At 39.9% G+C, this 25,207-nt stretch carries 24 protein-coding genes and 2 rRNA genes; 21 read left to right on the forward strand and 5 right to left on the reverse strand.

What is annotated here, in order from left to right:
* From M3221_RS21995 to M3221_RS22010, 4 genes are all read left to right on the forward strand, one after another.
* Positions 1-114, forward strand: a 23S ribosomal RNA gene (locus M3221_RS21995); the annotation flags it as partial.
* 74 nt (positions 115-188) lie between these two features.
* Positions 189-304, forward strand: a 5S ribosomal RNA gene (gene rrf, locus M3221_RS22000).
* Positions 305-873: 569 nt separating this feature from the next.
* Positions 874-1,668, forward strand: a complete 795-nt coding sequence (locus M3221_RS22005) for an SDR family NAD(P)-dependent oxidoreductase (protein ID WP_251273803.1) — start codon at positions 874-876, stop codon at positions 1,666-1,668.
* 288 nt (positions 1,669-1,956) lie between these two features.
* Positions 1,957-2,250 (forward strand): MerR family transcriptional regulator, encoded by a 294-nt coding sequence (locus M3221_RS22010; protein ID WP_251273804.1) that lies wholly within the window; start codon positions 1,957-1,959, stop codon positions 2,248-2,250.
* Positions 2,251-2,402: 152 nt separating this feature from the next.
* Here the strand turns inward: M3221_RS22010 and hxlB are convergent, their stop codons facing one another.
* The 3 genes from hxlB to M3221_RS22025 form a co-directional block, all read right to left on the reverse strand.
* Positions 2,403-2,960 carry a 6-phospho-3-hexuloisomerase gene (gene hxlB / locus M3221_RS22015; RefSeq protein ID WP_251273805.1) on the reverse strand — a complete coding sequence of 186 codons (558 nt, stop codon included), beginning with the start codon at positions 2,958-2,960 and terminating at the stop codon, positions 2,403-2,405.
* Between the two features lie 2 nt (positions 2,961-2,962).
* Positions 2,963-3,604 (reverse strand): 3-hexulose-6-phosphate synthase, encoded by a 642-nt coding sequence (gene hxlA, locus M3221_RS22020; protein ID WP_251273806.1) that lies wholly within the window; start codon positions 3,602-3,604, stop codon positions 2,963-2,965.
* 148 nt (positions 3,605-3,752) lie between these two features.
* On the reverse strand, positions 3,753-4,127 hold the full coding sequence (locus M3221_RS22025; RefSeq protein ID WP_251273807.1) for a winged helix-turn-helix transcriptional regulator: 375 nt from the start codon (positions 4,125-4,127) through the stop codon (positions 3,753-3,755).
* A 327-nt stretch (positions 4,128-4,454) separates the two neighbouring features.
* On the opposite strand from M3221_RS22025, the gene zwf reads away from it, so the two are divergent.
* The 9 genes from zwf (at position 4,455) to ssuE (ending at position 13,936) form a co-directional block, all read left to right on the forward strand.
* Complete coding sequence (zwf, locus tag M3221_RS22030) at positions 4,455-5,930, forward strand: glucose-6-phosphate dehydrogenase (protein ID WP_251273866.1); 1,476 nt, start codon at positions 4,455-4,457, stop codon at positions 5,928-5,930.
* Positions 5,931-5,963: 33 nt separating this feature from the next.
* Positions 5,964-6,863: a phosphogluconate dehydrogenase (NAD(+)-dependent, decarboxylating) gene (gene gnd / locus M3221_RS22035; protein ID WP_251273808.1), complete on the forward strand. Its 900-nt coding sequence runs from the start codon at positions 5,964-5,966 to the stop codon at positions 6,861-6,863.
* A gap of 156 nt (positions 6,864-7,019) precedes the next feature.
* Complete coding sequence (locus M3221_RS22040; RefSeq protein WP_251273810.1) at positions 7,020-7,793, forward strand: IclR family transcriptional regulator; 774 nt, start codon at positions 7,020-7,022, stop codon at positions 7,791-7,793.
* Positions 7,794-8,258: 465 nt separating this feature from the next.
* Positions 8,259-8,672 carry a cupin domain-containing protein gene (locus M3221_RS22045; RefSeq protein WP_251273811.1) on the forward strand — a complete coding sequence of 138 codons (414 nt, stop codon included), beginning with the start codon at positions 8,259-8,261 and terminating at the stop codon, positions 8,670-8,672.
* Positions 8,673-8,763: 91 nt separating this feature from the next.
* On the forward strand, positions 8,764-9,984 hold the full coding sequence (locus M3221_RS22050; RefSeq protein WP_251273812.1) for an acyl-CoA dehydrogenase family protein: 1,221 nt from the start codon (positions 8,764-8,766) through the stop codon (positions 9,982-9,984).
* A 167-nt stretch (positions 9,985-10,151) separates the two neighbouring features.
* On the forward strand, positions 10,152-11,504 hold the full coding sequence (locus M3221_RS22055) for an ammonium transporter (RefSeq protein WP_285881799.1): 1,353 nt from the start codon (positions 10,152-10,154) through the stop codon (positions 11,502-11,504).
* 97 nt (positions 11,505-11,601) lie between these two features.
* Positions 11,602-12,483 carry an FAD synthetase family protein gene (locus M3221_RS22060; protein ID WP_251273813.1) on the forward strand — a complete coding sequence of 294 codons (882 nt, stop codon included), beginning with the start codon at positions 11,602-11,604 and terminating at the stop codon, positions 12,481-12,483.
* A 20-nt stretch (positions 12,484-12,503) separates the two neighbouring features.
* Complete coding sequence (locus M3221_RS22065) at positions 12,504-13,292, forward strand: hypothetical protein (protein WP_251273814.1); 789 nt, start codon at positions 12,504-12,506, stop codon at positions 13,290-13,292.
* A gap of 83 nt (positions 13,293-13,375) precedes the next feature.
* Complete coding sequence (gene ssuE, locus M3221_RS22070; protein ID WP_251273815.1) at positions 13,376-13,936, forward strand: NADPH-dependent FMN reductase; 561 nt, start codon at positions 13,376-13,378, stop codon at positions 13,934-13,936.
* Between the two features lie 516 nt (positions 13,937-14,452).
* Here ssuE and M3221_RS22075 read toward each other — a convergent pair.
* Positions 14,453-14,884 (reverse strand): cupin domain-containing protein, encoded by a 432-nt coding sequence (locus M3221_RS22075; RefSeq protein ID WP_311316163.1) that lies wholly within the window; start codon positions 14,882-14,884, stop codon positions 14,453-14,455.
* A 334-nt stretch (positions 14,885-15,218) separates the two neighbouring features.
* Between M3221_RS22075 and M3221_RS22080 the strand changes: the two genes are divergently transcribed.
* Positions 15,219-15,980, forward strand: a complete 762-nt coding sequence (locus M3221_RS22080; protein ID WP_251273817.1) for an IclR family transcriptional regulator — start codon at positions 15,219-15,221, stop codon at positions 15,978-15,980.
* 150 nt (positions 15,981-16,130) lie between these two features.
* On the opposite strand, the gene M3221_RS22085 is transcribed toward M3221_RS22080, so the two are convergent.
* On the reverse strand, positions 16,131-16,949 hold the full coding sequence (locus tag M3221_RS22085) for a helix-turn-helix transcriptional regulator (protein WP_251273818.1): 819 nt from the start codon (positions 16,947-16,949) through the stop codon (positions 16,131-16,133).
* A 1,335-nt stretch (positions 16,950-18,284) separates the two neighbouring features.
* Between M3221_RS22085 and M3221_RS22090 the strand changes: the two genes are divergently transcribed.
* The 7 genes from M3221_RS22090 (at position 18,285) to M3221_RS22120 (ending at position 25,205) form a co-directional block, all read left to right on the forward strand.
* Positions 18,285-19,694, forward strand: a complete 1,410-nt coding sequence (locus M3221_RS22090; RefSeq protein WP_251273819.1) for a purine-cytosine permease family protein — start codon at positions 18,285-18,287, stop codon at positions 19,692-19,694.
* A 109-nt stretch (positions 19,695-19,803) separates the two neighbouring features.
* Positions 19,804-20,190, forward strand: a complete 387-nt coding sequence (gene pcaC / locus M3221_RS22095; RefSeq protein WP_251273820.1) for a 4-carboxymuconolactone decarboxylase — start codon at positions 19,804-19,806, stop codon at positions 20,188-20,190.
* 274 nt (positions 20,191-20,464) lie between these two features.
* Positions 20,465-21,151 (forward strand): GntR family transcriptional regulator, encoded by a 687-nt coding sequence (locus M3221_RS22100; protein ID WP_251273821.1) that lies wholly within the window; start codon positions 20,465-20,467, stop codon positions 21,149-21,151.
* Positions 21,148-22,299, forward strand: a complete 1,152-nt coding sequence (locus M3221_RS22105) for an LLM class flavin-dependent oxidoreductase (RefSeq protein WP_251273822.1) — start codon at positions 21,148-21,150, stop codon at positions 22,297-22,299. Before M3221_RS22100 ends, M3221_RS22105 begins: the two co-directional genes overlap by 4 nt.
* On the forward strand, positions 22,299-22,877 hold the full coding sequence (locus tag M3221_RS22110) for an amino acid synthesis family protein (RefSeq protein WP_251273823.1): 579 nt from the start codon (positions 22,299-22,301) through the stop codon (positions 22,875-22,877). Before M3221_RS22105 ends, M3221_RS22110 begins: the two co-directional genes overlap by 1 nt.
* The gene (locus M3221_RS22115) at positions 22,877-23,728 is read left to right on the forward strand and encodes an alpha/beta fold hydrolase (RefSeq protein ID WP_251273824.1); all 852 of its coding nucleotides are present in this window, start codon (positions 22,877-22,879) and stop codon (positions 23,726-23,728) included. The genes M3221_RS22110 and M3221_RS22115 overlap by 1 nt, the downstream gene beginning before the upstream one ends.
* Entirely contained in the window at positions 23,685-25,205 is a 1,521-nt protein-coding gene (locus M3221_RS22120; RefSeq protein ID WP_251273825.1) for an aldehyde dehydrogenase, read from the forward strand. Before M3221_RS22115 ends, M3221_RS22120 begins: the two co-directional genes overlap by 44 nt.
* Positions 25,206-25,207 lie beyond the last annotated feature (2 nt).

Genomic DNA, 25,207 nt, shown 5'->3' on the forward strand with positions numbered 1-25,207 from the left:
TCCCATTACGCAAGTAAGTAAGATCCCTTGAAGATGACGAGGTAGATAGGTTCGAGGTGGAAGTGCGGCGACGCATGGAGCTGACGAATACTAATCGATCGAGGACTTAATCAAGATTAACATGGCATGGTATGCCGTTACTTTACAGAGATTATCCAGTTTTGAAGGAACAATTTTGTTCCATATAGTCTGGTGGCAATAGCGAAGAGGTCACCCCCGTTCCCATCCCGAACACGGCCGTTAAGCTCTTCAGCGCCGATGGTAGTTGGGGGTTTCCCCCTGTGAGAGCAGGACGCCGCCAGGCAAACAGTGAGGACAGCGGAAGCTGTCCTCTTTTTTGTCTTGTAAACTATGTTTTTAGCCGTTTCCATTTCCATTTCTTGTGAATAAATAATAGTATGCAATATTTATAGAGAGGGGGAATAGAGACATGTGCTCAAAATGTTGCTGCCAATGTGGAGACCATCATGGCCGAAATAATGGCACGAGAGTCTTGCTTACACTTGAGGAAATAGATCGACTAAATGAGGAACGCTTAAATGGAATTAGGTATGTAGACAGGATTTCTCAATGTGGCGGTTGTATTGTGATTCGTTTTTGTAAAGGATTAGATGCAATTCGATGAAGTGAAAGACAAAGAAAGAAACTTCTCTTAGCTGACTAAGGTTGTTTCTTTTTATTCGTTTATTCTTTAGAGTAAGATAGCTAGTCAATACATATTGAGATAAAACCATATATGTTTGTTGTATGCATCTAATACCGACCAGTTCAGTCAACTGGATCAATCGTTTTCTGAGATAGCTGTATCGGGCATGTTTTTCTCAAATGAGGGAACAGTTTCTTTAGACTAATAGTGGAAAAGGAGACAGGATCATGGCTATTTTTTCAGAGACAGCATTGGATGGCATGCATGTATTAATAACCGGTGCATCTGGTGACATCGGTTCCCAAACAGCTAAAATAGTAGCCTCGATGGGCGCTAAAATCTCACTTACAGGAAGAAATGAAGAAAAGCTTGAACAGCTTGCAAATGAGTTGAAGTCTGACGGTACGGCTGTGCACTTCGTTAAAGCAGATCTCTCTAATCAGGAAGAGAGGGAAAATCTAATTAGATCATGTGAGAAAGAAATTGGTTTCGTCTCGGGCTTGGTCAATTGTGCGGGTGTAGCGGGAGGAGAGGTACTCGAGGAACTAGGGGAAGAATTTGTCGCCAACATGCTACATGTCAATGTAACATCAGCCATGATGCTGACAAAGCTCGTTTACCCGAAGATGAAAGAAAAAGGATTTGGACGAATCGTCAATGTATCTTCCTTGTCCGGTATTCGCGGCACCCAGGGAAACAGTGCTTATGCAGCCAGCAAGTTCGCACTTCGCGGGTTCACGCAGTCTCTTGCAGTCGAAGCGGCACCACATCGTATAACGGTGAATGCCGTGTGTCCTGGCTATGTGGATACCAAAATGGGCCGCAGCGCTATTAAAAGAAGGGCAGAAGAAAAAGGACAAACCTTTGAACAGAAATATGAAGAAGTGTTAAAAGGCCTTCCATCCGGAAGAATTACGACACCCATTGAAGTCGCAAATACGATCGGTTTTTTGCTGACGGATGCTGCACCGACTTTAACAGGTGAATCAATTCTGCTATCGGGCGGCAGTGTAATGAAATAAGTAAGAAATCGGAATTGGTATACAGACCGTTTGATGTGCTAGTCAGACGGTCTCTTTTTTAATTGGACCTTACTTAAATTTTATTAAATTTGTTTGTTAGAAATTTTAACACAAAATCCCATTTTATCTCGTGAGATGAGAAAATAATATTTAGCAAATGTGTTAGTTGTGTGAATATAAGATTATCAATGACAAGGTTCCAAAAAGCGTTTTTCTGGTCATCGGATGAAAGAATTGCTTTATTCACTAAACAAACACAACAATCTTAGGGTAAAGGGGAAGAAGCTTATGTCGTTTAAAAATGAACCATACAAAGAGATAAAAGCCATCAGTATTGGTGTAGTAAGTGAATTAACAGCCCTATCCTATAGAAAGATCCGTTATTATGAAGAGCAAAAATTGATCTCGCCTCAAAAATCAAAAGCGAATACCCGAAAGTATTCGTTTTCAGATATCGAAAAATTAATCGAAATCTCCAGTAAAATTAAAGAAGGCTATTTAACGAAGGAAATCAGAAAAGAGATGGAGCAAGCTGAAAGAAAGGCAGAAGCTGCATACGGCCTTGTAGATGGACTACAATAATGAAATCGCTTTCTAAATGAGGACATTCTTGAAGAGTAAACATGTTCTGTAAACTGCTTCAGCAATCCGAATCAAACGATAGGCGGCGGCTGTTGCTCGCTGAAGCTTTTTCGATAAAAATACCCGGCCTTGAGGCCGGGTATTTTTGATTTCTATTCAAGATTGGCATGTCTGCCATACATGGTTTCTGAATTCATTCCTTTTCGCTCCATAAGCCGCAGGATAACAGAATCATATGTCAGCAAAAGGCTTTGTTCAAAAAGGGAACCCATCGGCTGAATCGATTTATTGCCGGTGTCTTCGCCTGATTTAGTCTGTGCCGGAATTTCTACCACAACATCCGCAAGGCTGCCAATGGTGGAATTTGGAGCGATGGTAATGGCCGCTACAACTGCACCAATGGACTTTGCTTTTTCTGCCATCGCCACAAGACTTTTTGTTTCACCAGAGCCCGAGCCGACAATAAAGATATCGCCGTCCTCCAGGTTCGGTGTGACCGTTTCCCCTACTACATATGGATCGAGCCCCATATGCATCATACGCATGGCAAACGATTTCGCCATAAACCCAGAGCGTCCAGCACCAGCGACAAGCACTTTCTTGGCTTCCAGAATGCCATTGACCAGTTGTTCTGTTTGATCACCATTCATTAACGCAGCCGTGCGCTGAAGTTCATTTAAGATTTCTGCAGTATACTGAGTTGTCTGCATAATTACACAGTAACCGCTTCCTTAATCATGTTTTGCATTTGAGCAGCTGCAGATTTTTTATCCTCCTGGCTTGTAATCCCGCCGCCGACGATAATCAAATCCGGCTGCGCAGCAATTACTTCGGACAGAGTATCCATTTTAATCCCGCCGGCAATGGCTGTTTTAGCATTTTTTACAACACTTTTAATCGTACGCAGGTCTTCAAATGAATTTTGGCCAACCGCCTGCAGGTCATAGCCCGTGTGAACACAAATATAGTCAACACCCATTTCATCCAGTTCACGCGCCCGTGCTTGTTTATCTTTTACCGCAATCATATCAACCAAAATCTGCTTGCCTTGTTTCTTGGCTTCTTCTACAGCTCCTTTAATAGATGCATCTTCTGCAGCGCCCAAAATAGTTACGATATCCGCACCCGAAGCTGCAGCCTGGGATACTTCATAGCCTGCCGCGTCCATAATTTTTAAGTCGGCCAGCACCGTCAAATTGGGGAAGGCATTTTTAACTTCTTTTACTGCACGAAGGCCTTCATTAATGACAACTGGTGTTCCAATCTCTACAACATCTACGTGTTCCTGTACTTCTTTGATTAGTTCGATCGCCTGCGGAATGTTTACAAGATCTAATGCCAATTGTAATTTCATAATGTGTTTCTCTCCCTTATTTAAAATTTTGTATAAGCTCAGTCTAAAGACAAAATTTTTATAAGGGAAGTACGCACTTTAAATTCAGATAGTCACAAAATGTATACTGTCATTGTCGATAAGTGTGTTTTAAGCACTGTATCGTATCTTAGTCCAAAGAAGACGCTGGCTTATTTTGGTCTTCCAGCTTTTTCTGGATAAATGTTTTGTAATCCCTGCCCCAGCTGTACATGGATTCAAGAATCGGCATTAAACTTTCTCCTTTATCGGTTAAAGAATATTCCACTTTAGGCGGCACTACAGGATAGACCTCGCGATGAACAATATAGTCGGACTCTAACTCTCTTAATTGATTCACCAGCATGCGCTGGGTGATACCGGGCATTAATCCCTTCAGCTCGTTAAATCGTTTTGTGCCTTCTTTGCCTAAATGCCATAAAATAAGCATCTTCCATTTTCCGCCGATCACATGAAGCGTGAGTTCTTTTTCACAATTAAAATCTTTTGTGCAAGTATGTCCCATTTTAAGCCCTCCTTAAAGTAAATGGCTAACGATGCTTTTCACTATATAACTCTAAAGCAGGTCGTGGCAAAAAATTTACAAAAATAAATGATCGTTAATCATAAATGCTTCTTCAAGATACTCGTTGCAGCCCCGCAGTATATTTTAGGACACTATATGAATTTAAAGTGCGTACTTATAACGGAGATATGGAGCCACTATACTAAGGGGGTAGAAAGAACAAACCAATTGAATCAAATGCAAGGAGGGGATTGAATGAAAACCATGACAATGCCTGCTAGTCTCCAAGTCGAACAAACTGCTCTTGAAACCACTCAGGAAACAAGGTTGAGCCCAATGACGTTTGTTTTGTTTGGGGCAACAGGGGATTTAGCCAAAAGAAAAATTTTCCCTGCATTGTACAATTTGTTTTTAGATCATAAGCTGCCAAATACTTTTTCGATTATTGGCTTAGGAAGAAAAGAAGGGTCTGATCAGGCTTTTCAAGCTCATATAGAGAAAGCGGTCAAAACATTCTCGAGAAGAACCGTACAGGATCACGCTAAGTTAAACGAATTCCTTCTTTACTGCCATTATCAACAGCTTGATGGAACGAAAAAAGAAGATTATGCTGTTTTGCTTAAAAGCGTTCAAAAGTATGAAGCTGAATTGAATCTGCCGGAAAATCGGCTGTTTTATTTGTCTGTATCGCCTGAATTCTATAATGATATTGCTTCAAATATTAAAGAAAGCGGACTGGATGCTGTTCAGGGCTGGAAACGCCTCATTGTAGAAAAGCCTTTTGGCCACGATACCGATTCTGCACAAGCATTAAACAAAACATTAAGCCAGACATTCAAAGAAGAAGAAATTTATCGAATTGATCACTATCTCGGAAAGCCTATGGTTCAAGGTCTTGAATCACTGGAATTTGCAAACCCAATCTTGAAAGCGATATGGAATAATCAATATATTTCTAACGTTCAAATAACGGCTAGCGAAACGGTCGGAGTTGAAGAAAGAGCGGCCTATTATGATCAGGCAGGTGCCATCAGAGACATGGTTCAAAACCATCTATTGCAGCTTGTGATGATGACAGCCATGCATGTAACGGAAAAAGTAAGTGCAAAAGAAGTGGTCGAAAAGAAAAAAGAAATTATGCATGCTCTGCGGCCGCTGCAGAAGGAAGATGTAGCAGTTAATGTAATCCGAGGTCAATATGGACCGGGAGGCATACTTGGTGAAAAAGTGATGGCTTATAACGAAGAGCCTGGCGTCGATGCTTCATCGAAAAACGATACCTTTATTGCAGCCCGCTTATGGATTGATGATGACTTTTGGGCAGGCGTCCCTTTCTATATTCGAACTGGTAAAAGAATGAAAGAAAAATCAACAAGAATTGTGATTGAATTTAAAAATCAGCCAGCCAAAGCAGACACGGACCAAAAGAAAACAATGCCGCCTAATCTTTTAACTATTGAAATCAATCCGTGTGAAAATGTTTCCTTACGTTTAAATATGAAAAATCCGCTGACAAACCGGATTGAACCTGTTTCTATTGATCTTTCATCGGGCAATGAAAATCTGCCGGAAGCGTATGAGCTGCTACTATTTGATGCGATTGGGGGCAACTCCACATTTTTTGCCCATTGGCAGGAAGTCGAACTTTCCTGGAAGTGGGTTCAGCCTATATTGGAAGCATTTAAAGAGAATAGGGTTCCTTTGTACACTTATCCAGCCGGTTCGATGGGTCCAGATGCTTCAGAAGAGCTGCTAGAAACAGACGGTTTTCATTGGTGGCAGCCGGAAAAAGCTAATTGGTAATAAAGAATTCGGTAAAAAAGAGGAGATATGAATATGAGAGTAGGTTTAGTTGGTTTAGGAAAAATGGGGATAAATCTTGGTCAAAATCTTATTGATCATGATTATGAAGTCGCAGCATTTGATCTTAATCCGGATGCCACCGATGAAATGAGAAAGTACGGGGCTGATGCGTTTTCCAGTTTGCAGGAACTTGTAGCATTTCTGCCCCAGCCCCGGATCCTCTGGCTCATGGTTCCACATTCAGCAGTAGATTCTGTTCTTGGCGAACTGACGCCGCTGCTAAGTAAAGGGGATATTGTGATCGAAGCGGGCAATTCCCATTATAAAGAATCGATTCGCCGCTACGATGATTTGAAAACAAAGGGCATTTATTTTATGGACGTCGGGACTTCCGGCGGTACGGAAGGAGCTCGTCATGGAGCCTGTTATATGGCAGGAGGAGATCTGGAGGCATGGAAAATAATAGAACCTATTTTCAGGGATACAGCCGTTGAGAAAGGCTTTTTATACGCAGGAAAAGCAGGCAGCGGCCACTATTTAAAAATGATTCACAACGGTATTGAGTATGGCATGATGGCAGCGATTGGAGAAGGATTTGAAATCCTTGAAAAAAGCGAATTCGATTATGACTATGAAAAGGTTGCTAGTGTATGGAACCATGGGTCTGTTATTCGTTCCTGGCTGATGGAATTAACCGAAAATGCCTTTTCAAAAGATGCCCATTTGGATGAAATAAAAGGCGTTATGCATTCCTCGGGCGAAGGAAAATGGACGGTGGAAGAAGCGCTTGATTTGCAAGCCGCTGCACCTGTCATTACCATGTCTTTACTCATGCGCTACCGATCTTTAAGCCATGACACCTTCACAGGAAAGGTAGTAGCAGCTCTTCGTAATGAATTCGGCGGCCATGCGGTAGAAAAAGTAAAAGTGTAAGATCCTATCCTGGTTTACAGGCATTGAGTAAGAAAATATTTTTTCCAGCAAAAAAGGATGTTTTATATTTGAAAATAATAGATATTTGATAGATTTATAATCGGATGATTTGCCAAAGTACATGAGCTTAGGGGGCTTTGAACAGGAGGGACTCATTTGTCGGAAGTAATTCGAAAATCTGCTATGCTGCTTCATGTGCTTCGTTCCGCGGATTATATGGAGAAGGAAGAATGGAGCGCCACCGAATTGGGCTGCAGGCTTAATATGAGTGTTCAAACTGTGCATCGATTGCTTTCCTCTTTAGAAGAGTATGGTTTTGTCGCGAAAAACCCGGAGACAAAAAAATTCAGATTAGGTCTCTCCCTGTTAAAGTTAGGAATGGCCATCAAAGAAAATTCATCGATTAGAAATAGTGCAATTTCGGTTATGGAAAAATTAATGAGCCAGACAAAGGAAAAGGTATATTTAACACTTCCTGAAGGTAATGAAGGAGTTTTTATTGACTGTGTTCAGCCAGGCTTCACAGCGCTTGATGAGTATATTGGCGTAAGAAATCCTTTAAGCCTGGGGGCTGCCAATAAAGTAATGTTAGCCCATGAAAGCAGAGAAAAGCGTCAAAAAATCATACAGAACCTTTATAAAAAAGGAGAAATCAGTGACTTAAACCGATTTGAAAAAAACTTAAACATCATAGCAAAATGCGGTGTCTCTATATGTTTTGAAGAAATAAAAGAAGGAAATGCAGAGATCGCTGCACCTATTTTTTCCTGGGATAATGATGTTGCTGCGTCTATAAGCGTGATCAGTCCATCATCTAGGTTGGACGAACAAGAAATTTATATGATTATACAGTATGTTCAAGATGCTGCAGAGGAAGCTTCGAGAAATTTAGGATGGAGAGCAAAAGAACATAAAGTTTTTTCTATTTAAAAGTTATACTGACTGTTATTGATTTTTAATAAAAAGCAAAAGAGCCATCTTTTAAGGTGGCTCTTTCGTTTTTATTCTCTAAAAACAGCTGCTCATTACTAATGTCTGTTTTCATATTAAGTAAAAGGAAGGGAGTCGTCAGGCTATAGCCAATACCATGTTGCTTTTTCATAAAAAAAGAGAAAAGGGGAGATCAATTGTACTGAAACAGGCTGCCGAAATAAAAAAGGCCTGTCAGTATTCATAAAATGCGGCAAAAACAGTTTTCAGACGAACATAGTTATTTGTAAGGAATGTTTACAACAAATATCATTTTCTCTCATTAGTTAGGAAAACCATATTTTAATAGAACATTCGTTATGTAAAGATGTATTCAACCCCATTTCCTCCTTTAAAACAGATTGAATATTCAGAATTAAACGTTTAGGAAACTGTGGGTTAAAAAACTACGCTGAGGTGAGGAACATGAGTAAAGAAACATTGACCAAAACAGAGTTTAACTATTTAAACGAAAAACCAGGTGTACAGCTTTTAAAAGCTGGTACGTATCAAAAAAAAGAATTAAACAGCCTCCTTGGAATTCCAGCGTTAAAAAGTCAAATTATTGATGTTCCGGTCTGTACGAATAAGCGAGCACTGTCAATGGGTTACTTTTCAATGCAACCTTCAGAAGAATTTGAATTTACTTATACGTATTTGGAGCTTAAAACGGTTATACGGGGAAAAATTGTTGTTCGGGATGATCAGGGAACTAAATTTGTAGCTGAAGCCGGCGATGTTTTAATTTTTTCGCCAGAAACAACCGTTGTATTTGATAAAGAAAGTGACGGAGACGCCATTTACACAGCTCACCGTTTGCCTGAACCTGTATTTATGTAAAAGTAATTACTTGCTGGATTAAGGCTAGGAAAGAAGCTGAGAGTTAATAGCGCCTGTTCTCATTTAAAGAATAGAGGAGAGTGAAGCAATCATGACAATTAATCAAGCGGTCTTAGATGAAGGAGTTATGCAAATCCCAAGCTGGTGGAAATGTCCACCAGGATATGAGGAATTACAAAAAAAGGCTCATGAAATTGGAAAAGCAGAACTGCTTCCACGTACTTCTCTTTCTGATCAGGAAAGCCGGTATCCGCGTGAAAGCCTTAAAGCCATTGCACAAGCCGGCTATGGAGCCGTTACGATCCCTGCGCAAGAAGGAGGCATCGGAGCAGGATATATGGGCTTTGCTGTATTGGCAGAAAGTTTTGCTCATTACTGTTCGTCTTCCACAATGTGCTGGGTCATGCATACAGCAGCCGTGCAGACGCTGTATTCAGCAGGCTCACCTGAACAGCGCCAGCGTTTTATACCAGGTGTATTAAGCGGAGAGGTTGGTGCGCTTGCCTTTAGTGAGCCAGCAACGGGCAGCCATTTCTGGAATGTGGTAAGTTCAGCTCCCAGAAGCGGCGAGGGCTATCTTTTAAACGCCAGCAAGTCTTTTGTGACAAGCGGCGGCGAGGCAGACTGGTATGTCGTCTGTACAAACTATCCTGACAGTATTGAAACAGATAAACTTATGTTTTTACTTGTAGAAAAAAACCAGGAGGGTGTTGAAAGCTTCCCGTTTTCTGCAATGGGATTGCGCGGCAATTCAAGCGGTCCTATGAAGTTTACCGATGTGTTTGTTCCTGCTGAAAACCGCCTCGGCAGTGAAGGCGGCATGAATTCCTATAATGATAATGTCATTGACCCATTATTTTTGTTAGGAACCAGTGCCTGCTGGATTGGAATTGCGCAGGGAGCGCTGAACGCGGCTATTGACGGTGCAAAGAAAAAAGTTCATCAGGATACTGGAAAGTCTGTTTCAGGTTACCAGGTTATTCGTCATGAATTAGCAAAAGCACAGATCTTAATTGACAGCGCTAGAAACATGCTGTACCGCACAGCTCAGGGAATGGATGAATGCAGCGAAAAAGGGCTTGCTTTATCAAGCTGCCTTTACCCTTTATGGGAACTGAAAACACATGCAGCGGATATTGTTATTCAAGTAACAAATCAAGCATTACAGGTATCGGGTGGCAGGGGCTATCTGACAGGACAGGTAGAAAAGTACCTTCGTGATGGCCGGGCTGGAGCACTAATGGGCCCAACCAATGAAATCCTGCGAGAATGGGTTGGCCGCACCTTGGTTGAAGTTCCGTGGTTTGAATAAGCGAAGGGCTGGCTTGAGATAATGTGGCAGTAGAAATTTGTAAACAGTTAATAAAAAAGCATTAGAAAGAATTGAGATGGAAAAGAAACCATTTTGGATTGGCTAAAAGTATTGGTCAATCCAAAATAATCTTTATCCTTTTCTCATCATACCGGAGGAGGATTTCAATGAGCAGAACAATGAATAGTATCGCTTTGTTTTTAGCAGTAATTGGATGTTTGATAGGTTTTCCCTTGAATTCATTTGCCGCGGAAACTTCTGCAATCGATACAGGAGATACTGCTTGGATTTTGTCTGCGAATGCTATCGTTGTCTTTATGCTTATTCCCGGGCTGGCCCTTTTTTATGGCGGGCTGATGAGTAATAGAAACGTTCTTTCTACAATGATGTACAGCTTTTCCAGTCTTCTTGTTGTAAGTATCGTTTGGGTATTATGGGGCTACAGTCTTACTTTTGGTACTGATATTGGCGGCCTTATTGGCGGTATGGATTATCTAGGGTTTAAAAATGTAGGTGAAGAAGCTGCATTTGGGACTTTAACCATTCCGCATTATCTTTATGCTGTTTTTCAAACTTGCTTTGCAGCCATTACTGTAGCTATTGTTTCCGGGGGAATTGCAGGCCGCATTTCTTTTCCTGCTTGGATTCTTTTTTGTATTCTATGGCCTACTGCAGTCTATGCTCCAATGGCGCACTGGGCATGGGGAGGAGGCTGGCTTTCAAAAATAGGGGAGCTTGATTTTGCCGGGGGAACAGTTGTTCACATTCTGGCAGGTGTGAGTGCCCTAGTGGCTGCTCTCATGATTGGACCGAGACGTTTAAAAAATGAAGAATCACCGCACAACATTGTGTATTTTTTAATTGGGGCAGCTACTCTTTGGTTTGGCTGGCTGGCTTTTAATGGCGGCAGTGCCTTGGCAGCTGGCGGATTAGCTTCTCTCGCTTTTATGAATACACACATTGCGGCATGTGCAGGAGGGATCGGCTGGCTTGTAATTGAGTGGACAATCAGAAAACGTCCGACACTAGTAGGAACGATGACTGGAGCGATTGCAGGACTAGTGGCTATAACTCCAGCTGCGGGTTATGTGACGGTTTTGTCCGCTGCTTTTATTGGTCTGCTGTCAGGCCCAATTGGATATTACGCTATTCGCTTTATCAAAACACGGTTTAAATATGACGATACGTTAGATGCTTTTGGAATCCATGGAATTTGTGGGATTTGGGGCGCTATGGCTACCGGAATTTTTGCTACAAAAGAAGTAAATGAAGCCGGAAACAATGGCTTGTTGTACGGCAACCCTGAACAGTTGGTGAGCCAGGCTATTGGAGTAGGGGTTACAGTTCTGCTTGCTGTTATTGGAACGTATGTAGTGTTACAGGTGATACGTTTGTTTGTTCCATTGCGTGTAAGTGAAGAAGATGAAATTATTGGACTTGATTTAAGTATTCATGACGAGTCAGCGTATCTGAAAGAAGAAGAGGTTCCGCCTGGGCGAATTCAAATGGAAAACTCTTAAGCTTTAGAGTCCATGTTCAATGGGTACAATAGACGCCTTCATTCCAAATAAGCGAATGAAGGCGTAACTAAAAATGCCAGGAAAGGGGCGGCCAAAGGTGGAAACGATCTATCTTTGTCACACAGATGCTCCACAGTATGTTTCAGACGAGCCTGTTGTTATGGCATTAGGTTTCTTTGATGGAGTGCATGCCGGCCATCAGCGTTTAACTCAAACTGCAAGAAAAATAGCAAAAGAAAAAAGGTTGAAATTGGCTGTTATGACTTTCTATCCTCATCCTAGTGAAGTGATACAGGGTTTAGAACCTATTAAATACTTATCACCCCTTTCAGTAAAACAGAAGAAATTTGAAAAACTGGGTGTAGAAAAATTATTTGTGGTGAAGTTTGATCGGATTTTTTCCAGGCTTTCCCCTGAAGAATTTATTAAACAATATATTGTAGGAATAAAATGTAAGCATGTAGTAGCAGGATTTGACTTTACCTATGGCTACAAAGGAACTGGAAATGTGATAAAAATGAAGGAAGAAGCCTCAGGTGGCAAATTTGATGTATCTATTGTACCGAAAGAAGAACGGAACGGGTTAAAAGTCAGTTCTACCCTCATTCGTCGTTGTATTTCAACGGGCAGTGTTCATGTAATTCCGAACTACCTTGGTGATTATTATGAAGTCATGGGTAAGGTCGAACAAGAAATGATTGAGAGAGAAGAAAGCTTTCTCTATAAAATTTCAACAAATAAAAAATACATCCTTCCAGAAACAGGTGTATATCGAATTGAGATTGAAAGTGACAATAAACGATTACAAGGCATTTGCTTAAAAATTGACCAATGTGATGAAAAAAATATATTAACCGTTAAGCTGTTTCATTATCTTGAAAATAAAAAAGAAGAACATATTCAAATTAGATGGTTGAAAAAAATAGCTGATGATCAATCCATTTCAAATCAAGTACAGGAGCAAACAATATTTATTTAAAACTTGAAAGGAGTGTCCTGATGCATTCAACGACGATGTTGTCCTGCTCTGATTTTTCAGTAGAAATTCAAGATCAGCGAGCTTCAATAGATGACTTGTTCCCTGGGTTGAATGAGAAAGACCGGATTGGATTTATTTTGCATCAAGCTGGCGGGAGTGTAGGTGCAAGTGCTCTCTTGTTAGCTGCAGTCACAAGATTCTATGAATTTTACCGGGAGAGGCTGGGGGATGGACCAGAACAGCTGAGAATTTACCCCGAAATATTTATGTTCCATATAGGAACGCAGCACTTAAACCATTACTGGCTGGATGTATGGCCCCCTCATAAAGAAGTAGTTGTAGAAGACGACCCAGAACAAATCTTGGAAGCAGTAAATGACCGGGGAATTACTCGTTTAATCGTTGAAGACCTTCCTGCTGTGTCCAAGATCGAACTAAATAGGCCGATGCCCCTTCATAATATCCCTTCGTCAACGGCTATTTTTTTACGGGAGACATTGGCCAGTGCTGAGCAGCGGATCATCACGGCCTTGGCGTATTCTCATACAGGAAGAGTGGAACAGCCAGACGTTGCTTTTTTTAGTTGTCGCAATGCAGAAAAGTTATTATCGGCCTCTTTGGAAAGTTCAAACATGCTGACGGAAGAAATAAAGGAGAAGCTATGGCTTAACCGGCAGGCCCTTCAAAAGGATGGACGCATCAAAGAAACGTTTAGGCGCATCAAGGTAGCCGATGCTCTCTGTATGTTAACTCAGACTACTCGAGTAAGTGAGGCTACACAACAATATATTTCCATGCTGGAAAGCTAAAATCGTTCATAGCCCTTTCGCATGCAACACACTTGAACGTGTTATTTTTTAAAACTACTGAATGTTAGGGGAGTTAGTTTGGAATGAAAAAAGTGACAATTTTATCAGGAAGTCCATCCACGATCTCTAAACTAAATGAGGCTTTAAAATATATGATGATCCAGCTAGAGCAAAGTGAAGTTCAGGTGGAATTTGTTTCAATTTGTGGTTTGCCAGCAGAAGATTTACTACATGCACGTTATGAAAGCGATAGTATTCAAACAGTGAATGCTCTGCTGGCAGAATCAGATGCAGTCATTGTTGGAACTCCTGTTTATAAAGGTTCATACAGCGGGATCTTAAAGACGTATTTGGATTTGCTGCCGCAAAAAGGACTGGAAAACAAACTTCTTTTACCAGTAGCTGTCGGAGGGACCATGGCTCATCTTTTAATGCTGGAATACAATCTTAAACCATTGTTATCAGTGCTTGGAGGAACTCAGATTGAAAAAGGGATTTTTATTCAGAATACACAGGTTATCTGGAATGAGCAAAAGCAAGGAATAATTTCAGAAGAGATTACAGCTCGATTAACTGCGTCTATTGATCAATTTCTAAACAAATTAATGAAAGACGAAGCAGTTTGCTCCATTGAGGTGAGCTAGTCGCAACATATTGGCAGCTGACCAATTTGAACGTAGACATGGTAGCAGTAATAAAATTTATTGCTTCCGATTTGTCGAACAGAATGGGAAGGCAGGGCAGGAATCAACACTGTAGATTTAAAAACATCGCCGTATTATTGGATGAAACAATCCATGAGATTCGGCGTTTTTTATGCTGTTCAATTTTTTTAATTTAATTCTTTTCATTAAAAGAGAGGGGAATTTTGGCAGGTAGAATAGAGGGAAAAAAGTATATAAATATTGAAGATAAAATAACTTAAGGCAATTTAAAGGTGGACATTGTTAGAGGTTTAGAATTGCGTTCATCTATCTGATGAATGGAATAACTTATTATTTTCATGTTTTATTCGAAAAATATAAAGAGAAGAAGTTTGATAAACGTAGTTACCTTTCTTCAAATGATATCAAGCATTCTGGAGAGAATAAGTTCTTTCCCCAAAATGCTTGATAAGTCATTACAATATCTTAATTGAGTTTCCTTTCATCAATTATCCCCTACATAAACATGGGTTCTGGAAGGCGGTGCCCTGTGTAAATGGCCTCTCCATCACTTTCTTTATCAAATATAACGGTTGTATCAGGAGTAAACACTAATACATCTCCAGCTTCGGCTACATATCTGGTACCCTGATCATCCCTTACAATAATTTTTCCTTTAATCACGACTTTGATTTCCAGGTACGTATAAGTAAATTCAAATTCCTCGGATGGCTGCATGGAGAAATAGCCCAATTGCACAGCATTTTCCTTGTCTGTAATAGGAACATCAATAATTTGACTTTTTAATGCAGGTATATTTAATGCGTCATTTAATTCTTTCTTTTTATATGTTCCGGCTTTAATTAACTGAACACCTGGCTTTTGACTTAAAAAAGTGTACGCTGTTTGGATCATTGTGTTTTCACTCATTTTCTTCACCTCATAAATTATTTTTTATAAAATCAATTGACGTCACTTTTGGTGTAACTCAATCAACTTTATATGTATTTCGATTTCTATAATCACATAGATACAAGATGAAACCTAGATTGGTATCCCGAATAGTGAGAAAAATCAGAAAAATTTGTTATATAATCTTACGTGTTATTTTTTGTATGAAAATTATGTTTAAAGAAAGGTTCGTTTCTTACAATAAAAGTTTAATAAGCAGGCATTATGATGATAAAAATTGTATGTTCCTTTATTTAAAAGAAACCCATTTATGAAAAGTCAGCTTGCTGCCAAGCTGGTTTAATACAGGCTTTGGAAAGGGGAGAACAAAGTGTCTGAAGTGATAAGAAAGTCTGTTTTATTGCTGCACGCTATGAAGCCAACGGAAGAAAGAGAAGAATGGAGTGCCACAGAATTAAGCAGGGATTTAGGCATTCCCGTTCAAACTGTGCATCGGCTTCTTTCCTCTTTAGAAGAACAGGGTTTAGTATATAGAAGTCCTGAAACGAGAAAATTCCGGATGGGGCTGCTGATTTTACAATTAGGCCTGGCTGGAAAAAACAATTTGTCTGTTCGAAAGCAATCTGTTGATATAGTGCAGGAGTTAGTGAGGAAAACAAAGAATCCGGTTTTTCTTACTGTCCCAGAGGGAGAAGAAGGAGTGCTCATTGAATATATAAGTCCAGGCACGCCCAAATCGAAAGAACTGACAGGAACTCGATTTTTTCTGTTTGAAGGGGCTTTTAACAAAGTGATGTTAGCTTTTATGAAAAAACAGAGGCAGCTGAAAATGTTTGAAATGCTCTCTGTAACGCAAGAAAGTAACAAATTAAAAGAACTGGAGGATGAGTTAACGATCATTCAAAAAGAGGGCTGGGCTGTGTCATTTAATGAGATTCAGCCAAAAACAGCCTGCATATCAGCTCCTATTTTTAATTGGGAAAATGAGGTTGTAGCTTCTGTAAGTATGATGGTTTGGGAAGAAGCTTTTGCAGAGGATACAAAAGGAACGAATATCAAGAGTATAAAAAAAGCAGCAGAAGAAATTTCATCAGAATTAGGATGGATCCAAAACATCCGGCAAGTTTTTTAAGCTCATACAGCACAAACTGTTTCATCATTTCGAAAATGAAAAGAGAGCCCCTCATTTATTTTTTGTACAGATGAGAGGCTGTTTTTATTTAGCTGCATCGTGAAACTGAAACGGATCTTATCCATTAAAAAATAACAATTGTGCTTTCTGTTAAGCAAGATTGGAGTACATGGCGAGTGTTTCTTTATACTGCTTTGGGGTAACGTTCATTAGTTTTTTAAAATCTTTTATGAAATGCGGCTGGTCATAGTAGCCATTTTCATGTATGACGTCATGCACATCTACATGATCCATTTTTAAAATGCAGCTCAAAGAATTTTGAAACTGGACGACTTTACAAAACTGTTTTGGTGAAAAACCGATATACTCTTCGAATTTCCGGCGGATATACTGCTCCGAATATCCGATTTCCGCAGATAATTGCTTGATATTCAGCATTCCTCCAGATAGGTAAATTTTTTTAATTGAATAATCGATGAGCTCAAGCCCATTGCCCGACATCTCTGCACTTTTATGTATGAATTGTTTAAACAGCTTGATTCGTTCGCCAAATGATGCTGCTAAGCTGATTTGTTCAATAAGACATGGCTCAAAGAGTAAAACATCCGCTAGCGGAATAAGCTGATTTAAAAGCTCTTTCATCGGGTAGCGCAGCTTCAGCAGATTTTGTTCTGGAAAAAAACGAACCCCGAAGTAGTCGCAGCCATCTACAAATTCCGGTTGTTTCAGCCTCGAGACCGGGCTTGTCCAAAGAAAAGCTGAAGGAGTCTTGGCATCACAGCAAAAAATGATATCAAAGCATCCATCCGGGATAAGTGAAAGGGACGTTTTTTGTCCTTTTGTCGTTTCAAATTGATAAAAAAGCGCAATATTTTTACTTTTAGAGTAATCAGCTGGCATCAATTCTCGATAGCCGGTTGTGGTCATTTGAATTTCAGGCTGAAAAGGAAAGTAGATGGTTTCTTTCATAACGTTTACCCCTTTACTTTTAATTTGTCAGGAATAGTAACATTATGAAGAGGATTATGAGGTAAAAACAATTTGTTTGTAAGATAATGTAACAAGTTTTCTGAAAATTTAAACTTTGTTTCGTTTTTTACAATAAAAATATTAAAAATCTGACTACTCTATGGGTAGGCAAATCGAAAAGAAACAGATTTGATGCTTTAAAGATAAGTCCTTTAGCGATTTAAAAGAGGGGAGGATTATAAAATAAGCATATCTTTAGAATAAAATCCTAATAGTTGACGTTTAATTTCCAGGATGAATCGCTTTATGTATTGAGAACAAGATATAATAGATTTGGCGATTAAAATCAATAAAAAGAAATAAGGTCATCAATTTTCAGTCAACTTACATGGTACATGGTAAAAGTGGGGATAAGAAGTTGTTCTGACATATTATTTAAGCAGCAAGAAGCATGTATAAATGAATTTTACAATGAAAAAGTTGCGGAGTCTGATCTCTTTCTGCAAGAAATTAAAAAATTTGCGATTTAATTTTTTAAGAAATTATTGACATATGTATGCGCTTACAGATAAAATTGCTTTAAATCTTGCATGGTACATAGTACATGCAACAAATAAGATGTGAGGTGATGATCGAAATAGGTTGTTTTAATAACACAGGTGTTTATACAAGGGGCACTAATTTCAGGGCAACGAATTTTTAATGAGAGATCAATGAAAAGTATTGAAACAAGAAGTTTAACAGTAATTAGCTTGGCCGAAAATGATGTCTCCATTTCTATTTCACTTAATGAAATAAAAAGGACATTGAGGAAAATTATCAAAAAGCAACTTGGAGGGTAGTTATGATTGAATGTGTTATTCACATAAAACATGTTCATTAACAAGTATGAAAAGCTGTCATACACCTTAAGGACCTAAAGTTTAAACTGTTATCCGTAAGTATCAAAACTCATCTTTCACTAGAATATGTCTAATCCAGCACAGTGTTGAAGTAGTTGTTTCATTAAGGTGCAGGTTATTATGCTGAAAAGGCAGGTAGCTAAACAGGAACAGCATCCCTTTTAAGATACGGCAGTGTTCCTCTTGCATTAAGTAAGTCATACAATGTAACAATTACGGATCAAAGAAAAATAACTAGGTTAAAAGTTTTCTGATATTTCGTAATATTTTGTTTGTATTTACTGTCACATTGCCGATTAATAGGGAGCGTTTAGTTTGAAATAATTGGTGAGTAAAAAAGTTTATAAAAACTTAGCAAACTATTTCATATAGCCTTATACACCTGTCCACCGAAATACTTCTAATTACAAATTCACTTAAAGGGGGAAATTCAGTGAAAGTTGAAACGCGTACTATTGAGTATATCCCAGCGGAAGAAAGGCATGGAAAAGCTAAAGATTTATTTCCAATTTGGTTTGGAGCAAACATGCATATTACAACCCTTGTAACAGGGGCATTGCCGATCAGTTTAGGGCTTAACTTATTTTGGAGCTTTGCAGCCATCATTGTTGGTACCTTATTAGGCGCCATTTTTATGGCTTCCCATTCTGCTCAAGGACCTAAGCTAGGAATACCACAAATGATTCAGAGCAGAGCGCAGTTTGGAGTTATTGGCGCTATTTTCCCGTTGTTTCTTGTTATGTTTGTTTATTTGGGTTTTTTTGCTAGTAGCGGTTTGCTTGCGGCTCAAACCTTAAGCAGTTTAGTATCTATTGATCAAACATGGAGCATTTTAATTTTAAATATTCTTTGTTTTGTAGTAACTATTTTTGGACATGACTTAATTCACAAAATGCAAAAAATACTTTCTTGGTCATCACTTGTCATTTATCTTGTGGCGACGATTATTATTTTCCAGTTGCCACTTCCATCGGGCATTTGGTCAGCTGGGAGCGTAGATTGGCCTGTATTTTTATTAGCGGTTAGTATTGTAGCTACGTGGCAATTAGCCTATGCCCCATATGTTGCAGATTATTCCCGCTATCTTCCGGTTACAACCTCGACGGCTCAAACATTTTGGTACAGTTATGCGGGTACAGTAGTCGGAACTATTTGGATGATGGTTTTAGGTTCAACGTTAACTGTTGCGATTCCAAACTTTCTTGATCATTCAGGGAGCAATTTGGGACAGTTGTTTGGAAGCTTTGCCATTGTAATGTATCTCATTATCATTTTCGGACAGCTTTCAATTAATGTATTTAATTTGTATGGTGCATTTATGTCAACAATTACAACGATAGAACCTTTCGTTAAATTGAAGGTTACACCAAGGGTGCGCGTGGGAATGATTTTTGGTGTCACCGTAATGGGCACTATACTATGCTTGTTAGGACAAAGTAATTTTCTTGCGTTTTTCTTAAATTTCATCTTTTTTATTAGTTATTTCTTAATTCCATGGACTTCTATTAATCTTGTTGATTATTATCTGCTGCGCCATGGTCAATACAATGTAAAAGATATTTTTGACATAAATGGCCAATACGGAAAAATCAATTGGATCACAACTATTGCATTTCTTGTATCAGTCATTGCAGAAATTCCTTTTATAAACACCTCTTTCTACGTAGGACCTATAGCCAGAGCTTTAGAAGGGGCGGATATTGCTTGGTTAGTTGGATTGGTTGTCCCTGCAGTTTTGTATTACTTCCCAATGAAACGGAAGTTAAATAACTCTAAGTATATTAGTGAAAATCAAGAAACAGCTATTGTAGAAAACTTGGATAATTTGAATAGTAAATCCTAGTTGGCTTCAGTTCATGTGGGCTGCTGCTAAAAATAAACATAACTTAGTACAAACAAAATATTTAAATTATATTGAAATCATACAAAATATATGATAAGGAGCTTAAAGAATGCACTCAAAAAAATTTGATGAGGGGCTCGAGGTTCGCAGGGCCGTTCTGGGCGCTGACTATGTTGATCATTCTATTAATAATGCTACAGACTTCAACCGGCCTTTACAGGAATTAGTAACCGAGTACTGTTGGGGTGAGATCTGGACAAGACCGGGGCTGTCAAGGAAGAGTCGCAGTATGATCAACCTTGCAATGATAACAGCATTAAATCGTCCGCATGAACTTAAACTGCATATACGTGGAGCAATTACTAATGGTTTAACTATTGAAGAAATCCAAGAGGTCTTTTTGCAATGTGCCATTTACTGTGGTGTACCAGCGGCTATTGACAGCTTCAGGACAGCACAGGAAGTATTAAAGGAAATGGAGCAAAGTGAAGTTTAATATGCGGCAGAGGAAGGAATTCTGATTTCTTGATTGTATGAAAATAAAAATGAGTGTTGTCTAAAAGGAAATCTATGATTTCTAAAAAACATAAAATATTTTCTAAATTTTCTGTAACTTTTATTGACAAAGATTACTAATATAAGTAGAATTAAGCCAACAAACATCTTGCATGGTACATGGTACAAGAGAAAGAATAAATATAAAATTTTAAGAACTTTTATATTATTCGCCATTGTACCATGTACCAAATAGGGAGGCGGAAACAACTACAATGATTTTAACAACAAGTATAACCACACAAGTAACAAATGCTATCCGTGAAGCAATTGTGACCGGAGAATTTGAGCCAGGCAGAAAATTATCAGAATTTGAACTATCAGAACACTATAAAGTAAGCCGAACTCCTGTGAGAGAAGCATTTAAGCAATTGGAAAGAGAAGGTCTTGTAGAAATTATTCCACGGGTTGGCACTTGCGTGACAAAACCTACAGAGAAAGAGATTGCAGAGCTATTTACAGTAAAAGAAGTGCTTGAAGGACTCGCAGCCGGCCTTTTGGCTGAAAACAGACATGTGAAGGAAATTGATGATCTTCAAAAAGCGGTTCAATCAATGGAAAAAGCAGTTCAGTTTTCTGATCATAAGCAATTTGTTGAAGCCAACAATGCTTTTCACGAAGCAGTGATTAACGGAGCAAACAATTCAAAATTAAGCTTTATGCTCAATATGTTGATTAATCAAATTCCATATAATCGCTATGTTTACTTAAGTATTGAGGTGCCGAACCGCTTGGAAAAGTCACTTAAGGAGCATCAATTTATCCTTGAAACCATTCTAAGTGGAAACCGGGAAGCTGCAGAAAAAGCTATGCGAGAGCATGTAAGAGCAAGCGCTATGCAGCTTCAAAAAGGAATCAGTCAAAAATTGCGAGAGATCAATCTAAAGGAGGAAAATATATGAAATTTGGAATTTTTGCTAACTTGGCAGGACCTGGTCGTATTGAAGACTATGCAACAGTGCTAGATGAAGCACGCGAGCAAGCGGTATACTGTGATGAAAACGGTTACGACTCTATCTGGTACACAGAACATCATTTTGGACATGAAGGAAATGAACTAATTACCAACCCTATTTTAATGGGGGCAGATATTGCAGCCCGGACGAAAAACATTCGAATTGGACAAGCCGCAAATGTCGCAACATTTTGGCATCCGCTTCGTTTAGCAGAAGACATTGCCATGCTTGACCAGTTAAGCAAAGGGCGTGTAGAAGTTGGGCTGGCGCGTGGATTATATGGAAGGGAAGCGGCTAATTTAAACACACTTTCTGATCCAACCAATCAAGCGCAAAATCGAGCTTTGTTTGAAGAAACAGTTGAAATTATGAAAAAAGCCTGGTCCAATCGATTCTTCTCACACGAAGGAGATATTTATCAATTCCCGCCAAAAGGATTAAAGTGGAATCATCCAATGAGCCCTCCTTCTGAAGAATATATGGATATGGAAAAAGGCGAAATCAGCAAAATTTCTTTAGTACCTCAGCCGTATCAAAAACCATTTCCACAACTATGGCAAACAATTGATTCACCGCGGTCCATTGAGCTGGCAGCTGAAAACAACATTAAGGGAATTTTCTGGATGCCTACCGTGAAGGAATTAAAAGGCCGTTTTGAATTGTACCGGGAAAAAGCATCTGCAGCACGTGGATATGATGTACCGCTTGGGGAGGGTATTGCACTTGTGCGGGATGTGTATGTGGCGGAAACGATGGAGCAGGCAAGAGAAGATGCGGCGGAGGCTGTACTCAATACGTATCGTTGGATTTGTCATTGGCGTGGACTGGGCAACTTAATGGATCCAGGTGAAGCTGTGAAAGAAGGCCAGGAATTAAACTATGATTTTCTTCATCCGCGTAACTTATTATTTGGAACACCAGAGTATGTAACAGAGAAAATCAAAGAGTTGCAGGAAGAATTAAACTTGCAAAATCTTTTGTTATGGGTGAACCACAGTCACCTGCCTCATGAAAAAGTAATGAAAAGCTTGAAATTATTTACAGAGCAAGTAATGCCGAACTTTACAAATACAAATCAGGAGGTATACCTATAATGCTAGAAGTGAGAAAAGTGTACACAGCGGTTGAAGAAACTCGGATCGATGGCGGAAAAAAACTTGATACTCCAATTAAAATGATTACCACAATGCTGGTGATGAAAAATCCTTGGGCAGGCAGAGGGTATGTGGAAGATTTGATGCCGGAAATTAATGCATACGCTCCTGAAATCGGTGAAATTTTAGTGTCGGAACTATTCAAGCATATTGATTCTGCAGCCGATGTAGAGGCATTTGGAAAAGCGGCTGTCGTAGGTGCGGATGGAGAAATGGAGCATGCCTCGGCTTTTATCCATACATTGAAATTTGGAAATAAATTTCGGGATGCTGTGGAAGGAACAAGTATTTTAAGTTTCACTAATAAGCGGGGCGGACCGGGAACAGCTGTAACGATCCCAATGGTGCATAAAACTGATGAATCAGAACGGTCTCACTTTATTACATTTGAGGCAGCGATTCCTGATGCGCCACGAGCTGATGAAATTGTAGTAGCCATCGGTGCTTCCACAGGCGGGCGCCCTCATCCGAGAACAGGAAACCGTCACCAGGATATGATTGAGATGGGGCTTGTCTGATGCCTATAGCAGGGACTACTTATTATAAAGAAAAAGGGCAGGGTGAACCGCTTATTCTTATTCATGGAGTAGGTTTAGACCATTCTATGTGGGAAAAGCAGGTTGACACTTTATCCAATGAATTTCGTGTCATTGTGTACGATATGGTAGGGCATGGAGGATCCGAGCATCCTCCGGGCCCTTATTCTATTACCCAATTTGCAAAACAGCTAGCTGATCTAATGAATGACTTACACATTGAACAAAGTCATATTGTCGGGTTTTCAATGGGCGGTATGACGGCTCAAGCCTTTGCTTTAACGTATCCTGAAAAAGTCAAAACATTAACGATTATGAGTGCAGTGGCAAACCGAACGGACGAGCAACGGGCAGCAATATTAAGTAGAGTTCAAGAACTAAAAGCCAAAGGGCCTTCAGCTACGATTGAACCAGCTATCCAACGCTGGTTCAGCAAAGCGTTTCAAGAGCAAAACCAACGCATAGTTCACCAAATAAGACAGAGGCTTCAACATAATAACCCCGAATCATACTTGGCAGCATATACACTTTTCGCAACCGCTGACGAGGAATTATGGACAAATTTTCATGAAATAAATGTCCCCGTTTTCATCATAACGGGAGAAGAAGATGTTGGTTCAAACCCACAGATGTCAGAGCAAATGCATGAAAAATTATCACAATCCAAGCTTACCATTGTACCGGGCATGAAGCATATGCTTCCGGTAGAAGGCGTAGCTCTTGTAAATGAAGCGCTTTCTTCATTCATTTATTCATTCACAAGCAGCAGTAAAATAAAGGAGGAGTCTCATGGAACAGACAGTAAAGGGAATGAGCCTCGATCGTTCTACTGACTTGAAAAAATACAATTTATATATCAACGGAGAATGGGTGGAGCCAGCGAGTCATGAATATTTCCCAAGCTATAACCCTGCAACAGGTGAAGCATGGTGTGAAGTCGCAAAAGGAACAGCCGAAGACGTTGACAAAGCTGTACAGGCAGCTCACCATGCTTTTTTGCATTCGGACTGGGCAAGCATGACGTTCACTGAAAGAGGACGCCTTGTTTACAGGCTGGGGGAGCTAATTGCCGAAAATATCGAAGAATTGGCACGCTATGAATCTATTGATAACGGTAAATTAATCAGGGAAATGCGCGGCCAGCTCCGTTATTTACCAGAGTTTTTCTACTATTACGCTGGACTTGCCGATAAGATTCACGGCCATACACTGCCGATTGATAAACAAGATATGTTTACCTTCACATCAAGAGAGCCGCTTGGAGTCGTTGCGGCCATCACACCATGGAACTCGCCTCTATATTTAACAACCTTAAAGCTGGCTCCTGCACTTACTGCGGGAAATACGATTGTTATTAAACCTTCTGAAATGACATCTGCTTCATTACTAGAACTTGTTAAGCTTGTCCAAAAAGCAGGTTTCCCGCCCGGAGTCGTAAACGTTGTGACTGGGTTTGGGATGCCTGTAGGAAATACGTTAACTGCTCATCCGCTTGTTCGAAAAGTAGCGTTTACCGGAGGTGCTGAATCGGCCCGCCATGTGGTACGGAATACAGCGGAAAATTTTGCGCAGCTTTCCTTGGAGCTTGGCGGTAAGTCGCCAAATATTGTTTTTGAGGATGCTGATTTAGATAATGCGGTCATGGGTATCATTGCAGGCATTTTTGGCGCTTCTGGACAAAGCTGTGTAGCGGGATCAAGAGCACTTTTACACGTAGACATTTATGATCAAGTAATAGAAAAGTTGATTGACCGGATTTCCCGCATTAGAATTGGTGACCCGCTTCATGATGACAGCGAAATGGGCCCTCTTGCCACTCCAGCTCAGCTAAAGCGTGTAGAAGAATTTGTTGCGCTTGGTTTGGCAGAAGGCGGAAAAATACTGTATGGCGGCAAAAGACCAGAGCATTTACAGAATGGCTGGTATTTTGAACCCACTGTTTTTGAATATGCGGATCAAACTTCCCGCCTGACACAAGAAGAAATATTTGGGCCTGTTCTCAGTGTCATTCCTTTCAGGGATGAAGCAGAAGCCATTGCCCTTGCAAACGATACAGAATACGCGCTTGCAGCCGGCATTTGGACAAGCAACGTAGCGAAAGCCCATCGTGTTGCGAAAGAGGTTCGGGCGGGTATCGTCTGGGTGAATACATACCGCAGCATTTCACCAATGGCGCCAATAGGTGGATCAGGTCTAAGCGGGTACGGACGAGAAGGCGGCTGTGAAGCGATTTATGAATACACGCAAAGCAAGACAGTTTGGATAAATTTATCTCAAGAGTCAATGCCCGATCCTTTCATTATGCGGTAATT

This window comes from Domibacillus indicus (assembly GCF_023715895.1).
Taxonomy (GTDB): Bacteria; Bacillota; Bacilli; order Bacillales; family Domibacillaceae; genus Domibacillus; species Domibacillus indicus_A.

Coding starts and splice junctions, on each gene's coding strand:
- M3221_RS22050 (WP_251273812.1), top strand. CDS start 8,764: ATGACAATTAATCAAGCGGTCTTAGATGAAGGAGTTATGCAAATCCCA.
- M3221_RS22005 (WP_251273803.1), top strand. CDS start 874: ATGGCTATTTTTTCAGAGACAGCATTGGATGGCATGCATGTATTAATA.
- M3221_RS22100 (WP_251273821.1), top strand. CDS start 20,465: ATGATTTTAACAACAAGTATAACCACACAAGTAACAAATGCTATCCGT.
- ssuE (WP_251273815.1), top strand. CDS start 13,376: ATGAAAAAAGTGACAATTTTATCAGGAAGTCCATCCACGATCTCTAAA.
- M3221_RS22045 (WP_251273811.1), top strand. CDS start 8,259: ATGAGTAAAGAAACATTGACCAAAACAGAGTTTAACTATTTAAACGAA.
- M3221_RS22110 (WP_251273823.1), top strand. CDS start 22,299: ATGCTAGAAGTGAGAAAAGTGTACACAGCGGTTGAAGAAACTCGGATC.
- M3221_RS22065 (WP_251273814.1), top strand. CDS start 12,504: ATGCATTCAACGACGATGTTGTCCTGCTCTGATTTTTCAGTAGAAATT.
- M3221_RS22055 (WP_285881799.1), top strand. CDS start 10,152: ATGAGCAGAACAATGAATAGTATCGCTTTGTTTTTAGCAGTAATTGGA.
- pcaC (WP_251273820.1), top strand. CDS start 19,804: ATGCACTCAAAAAAATTTGATGAGGGGCTCGAGGTTCGCAGGGCCGTT.
- hxlA (WP_251273806.1), bottom strand. CDS start 3,604: ATGAAATTACAATTGGCATTAGATCTTGTAAACATTCCGCAGGCGATC.
- M3221_RS22085 (WP_251273818.1), bottom strand. CDS start 16,949: ATGAAAGAAACCATCTACTTTCCTTTTCAGCCTGAAATTCAAATGACC.
- M3221_RS22105 (WP_251273822.1), top strand. CDS start 21,148: ATGAAATTTGGAATTTTTGCTAACTTGGCAGGACCTGGTCGTATTGAA.
- hxlB (WP_251273805.1), bottom strand. CDS start 2,960: ATGCAGACAACTCAGTATACTGCAGAAATCTTAAATGAACTTCAGCGC.
- M3221_RS22115 (WP_251273824.1), top strand. CDS start 22,877: ATGCCTATAGCAGGGACTACTTATTATAAAGAAAAAGGGCAGGGTGAA.
- M3221_RS22120 (WP_251273825.1), top strand. CDS start 23,685: ATGGAACAGACAGTAAAGGGAATGAGCCTCGATCGTTCTACTGACTTG.
- M3221_RS22025 (WP_251273807.1), bottom strand. CDS start 4,127: ATGGGACATACTTGCACAAAAGATTTTAATTGTGAAAAAGAACTCACG.
- gnd (WP_251273808.1), top strand. CDS start 5,964: ATGAGAGTAGGTTTAGTTGGTTTAGGAAAAATGGGGATAAATCTTGGT.
- M3221_RS22010 (WP_251273804.1), top strand. CDS start 1,957: ATGTCGTTTAAAAATGAACCATACAAAGAGATAAAAGCCATCAGTATT.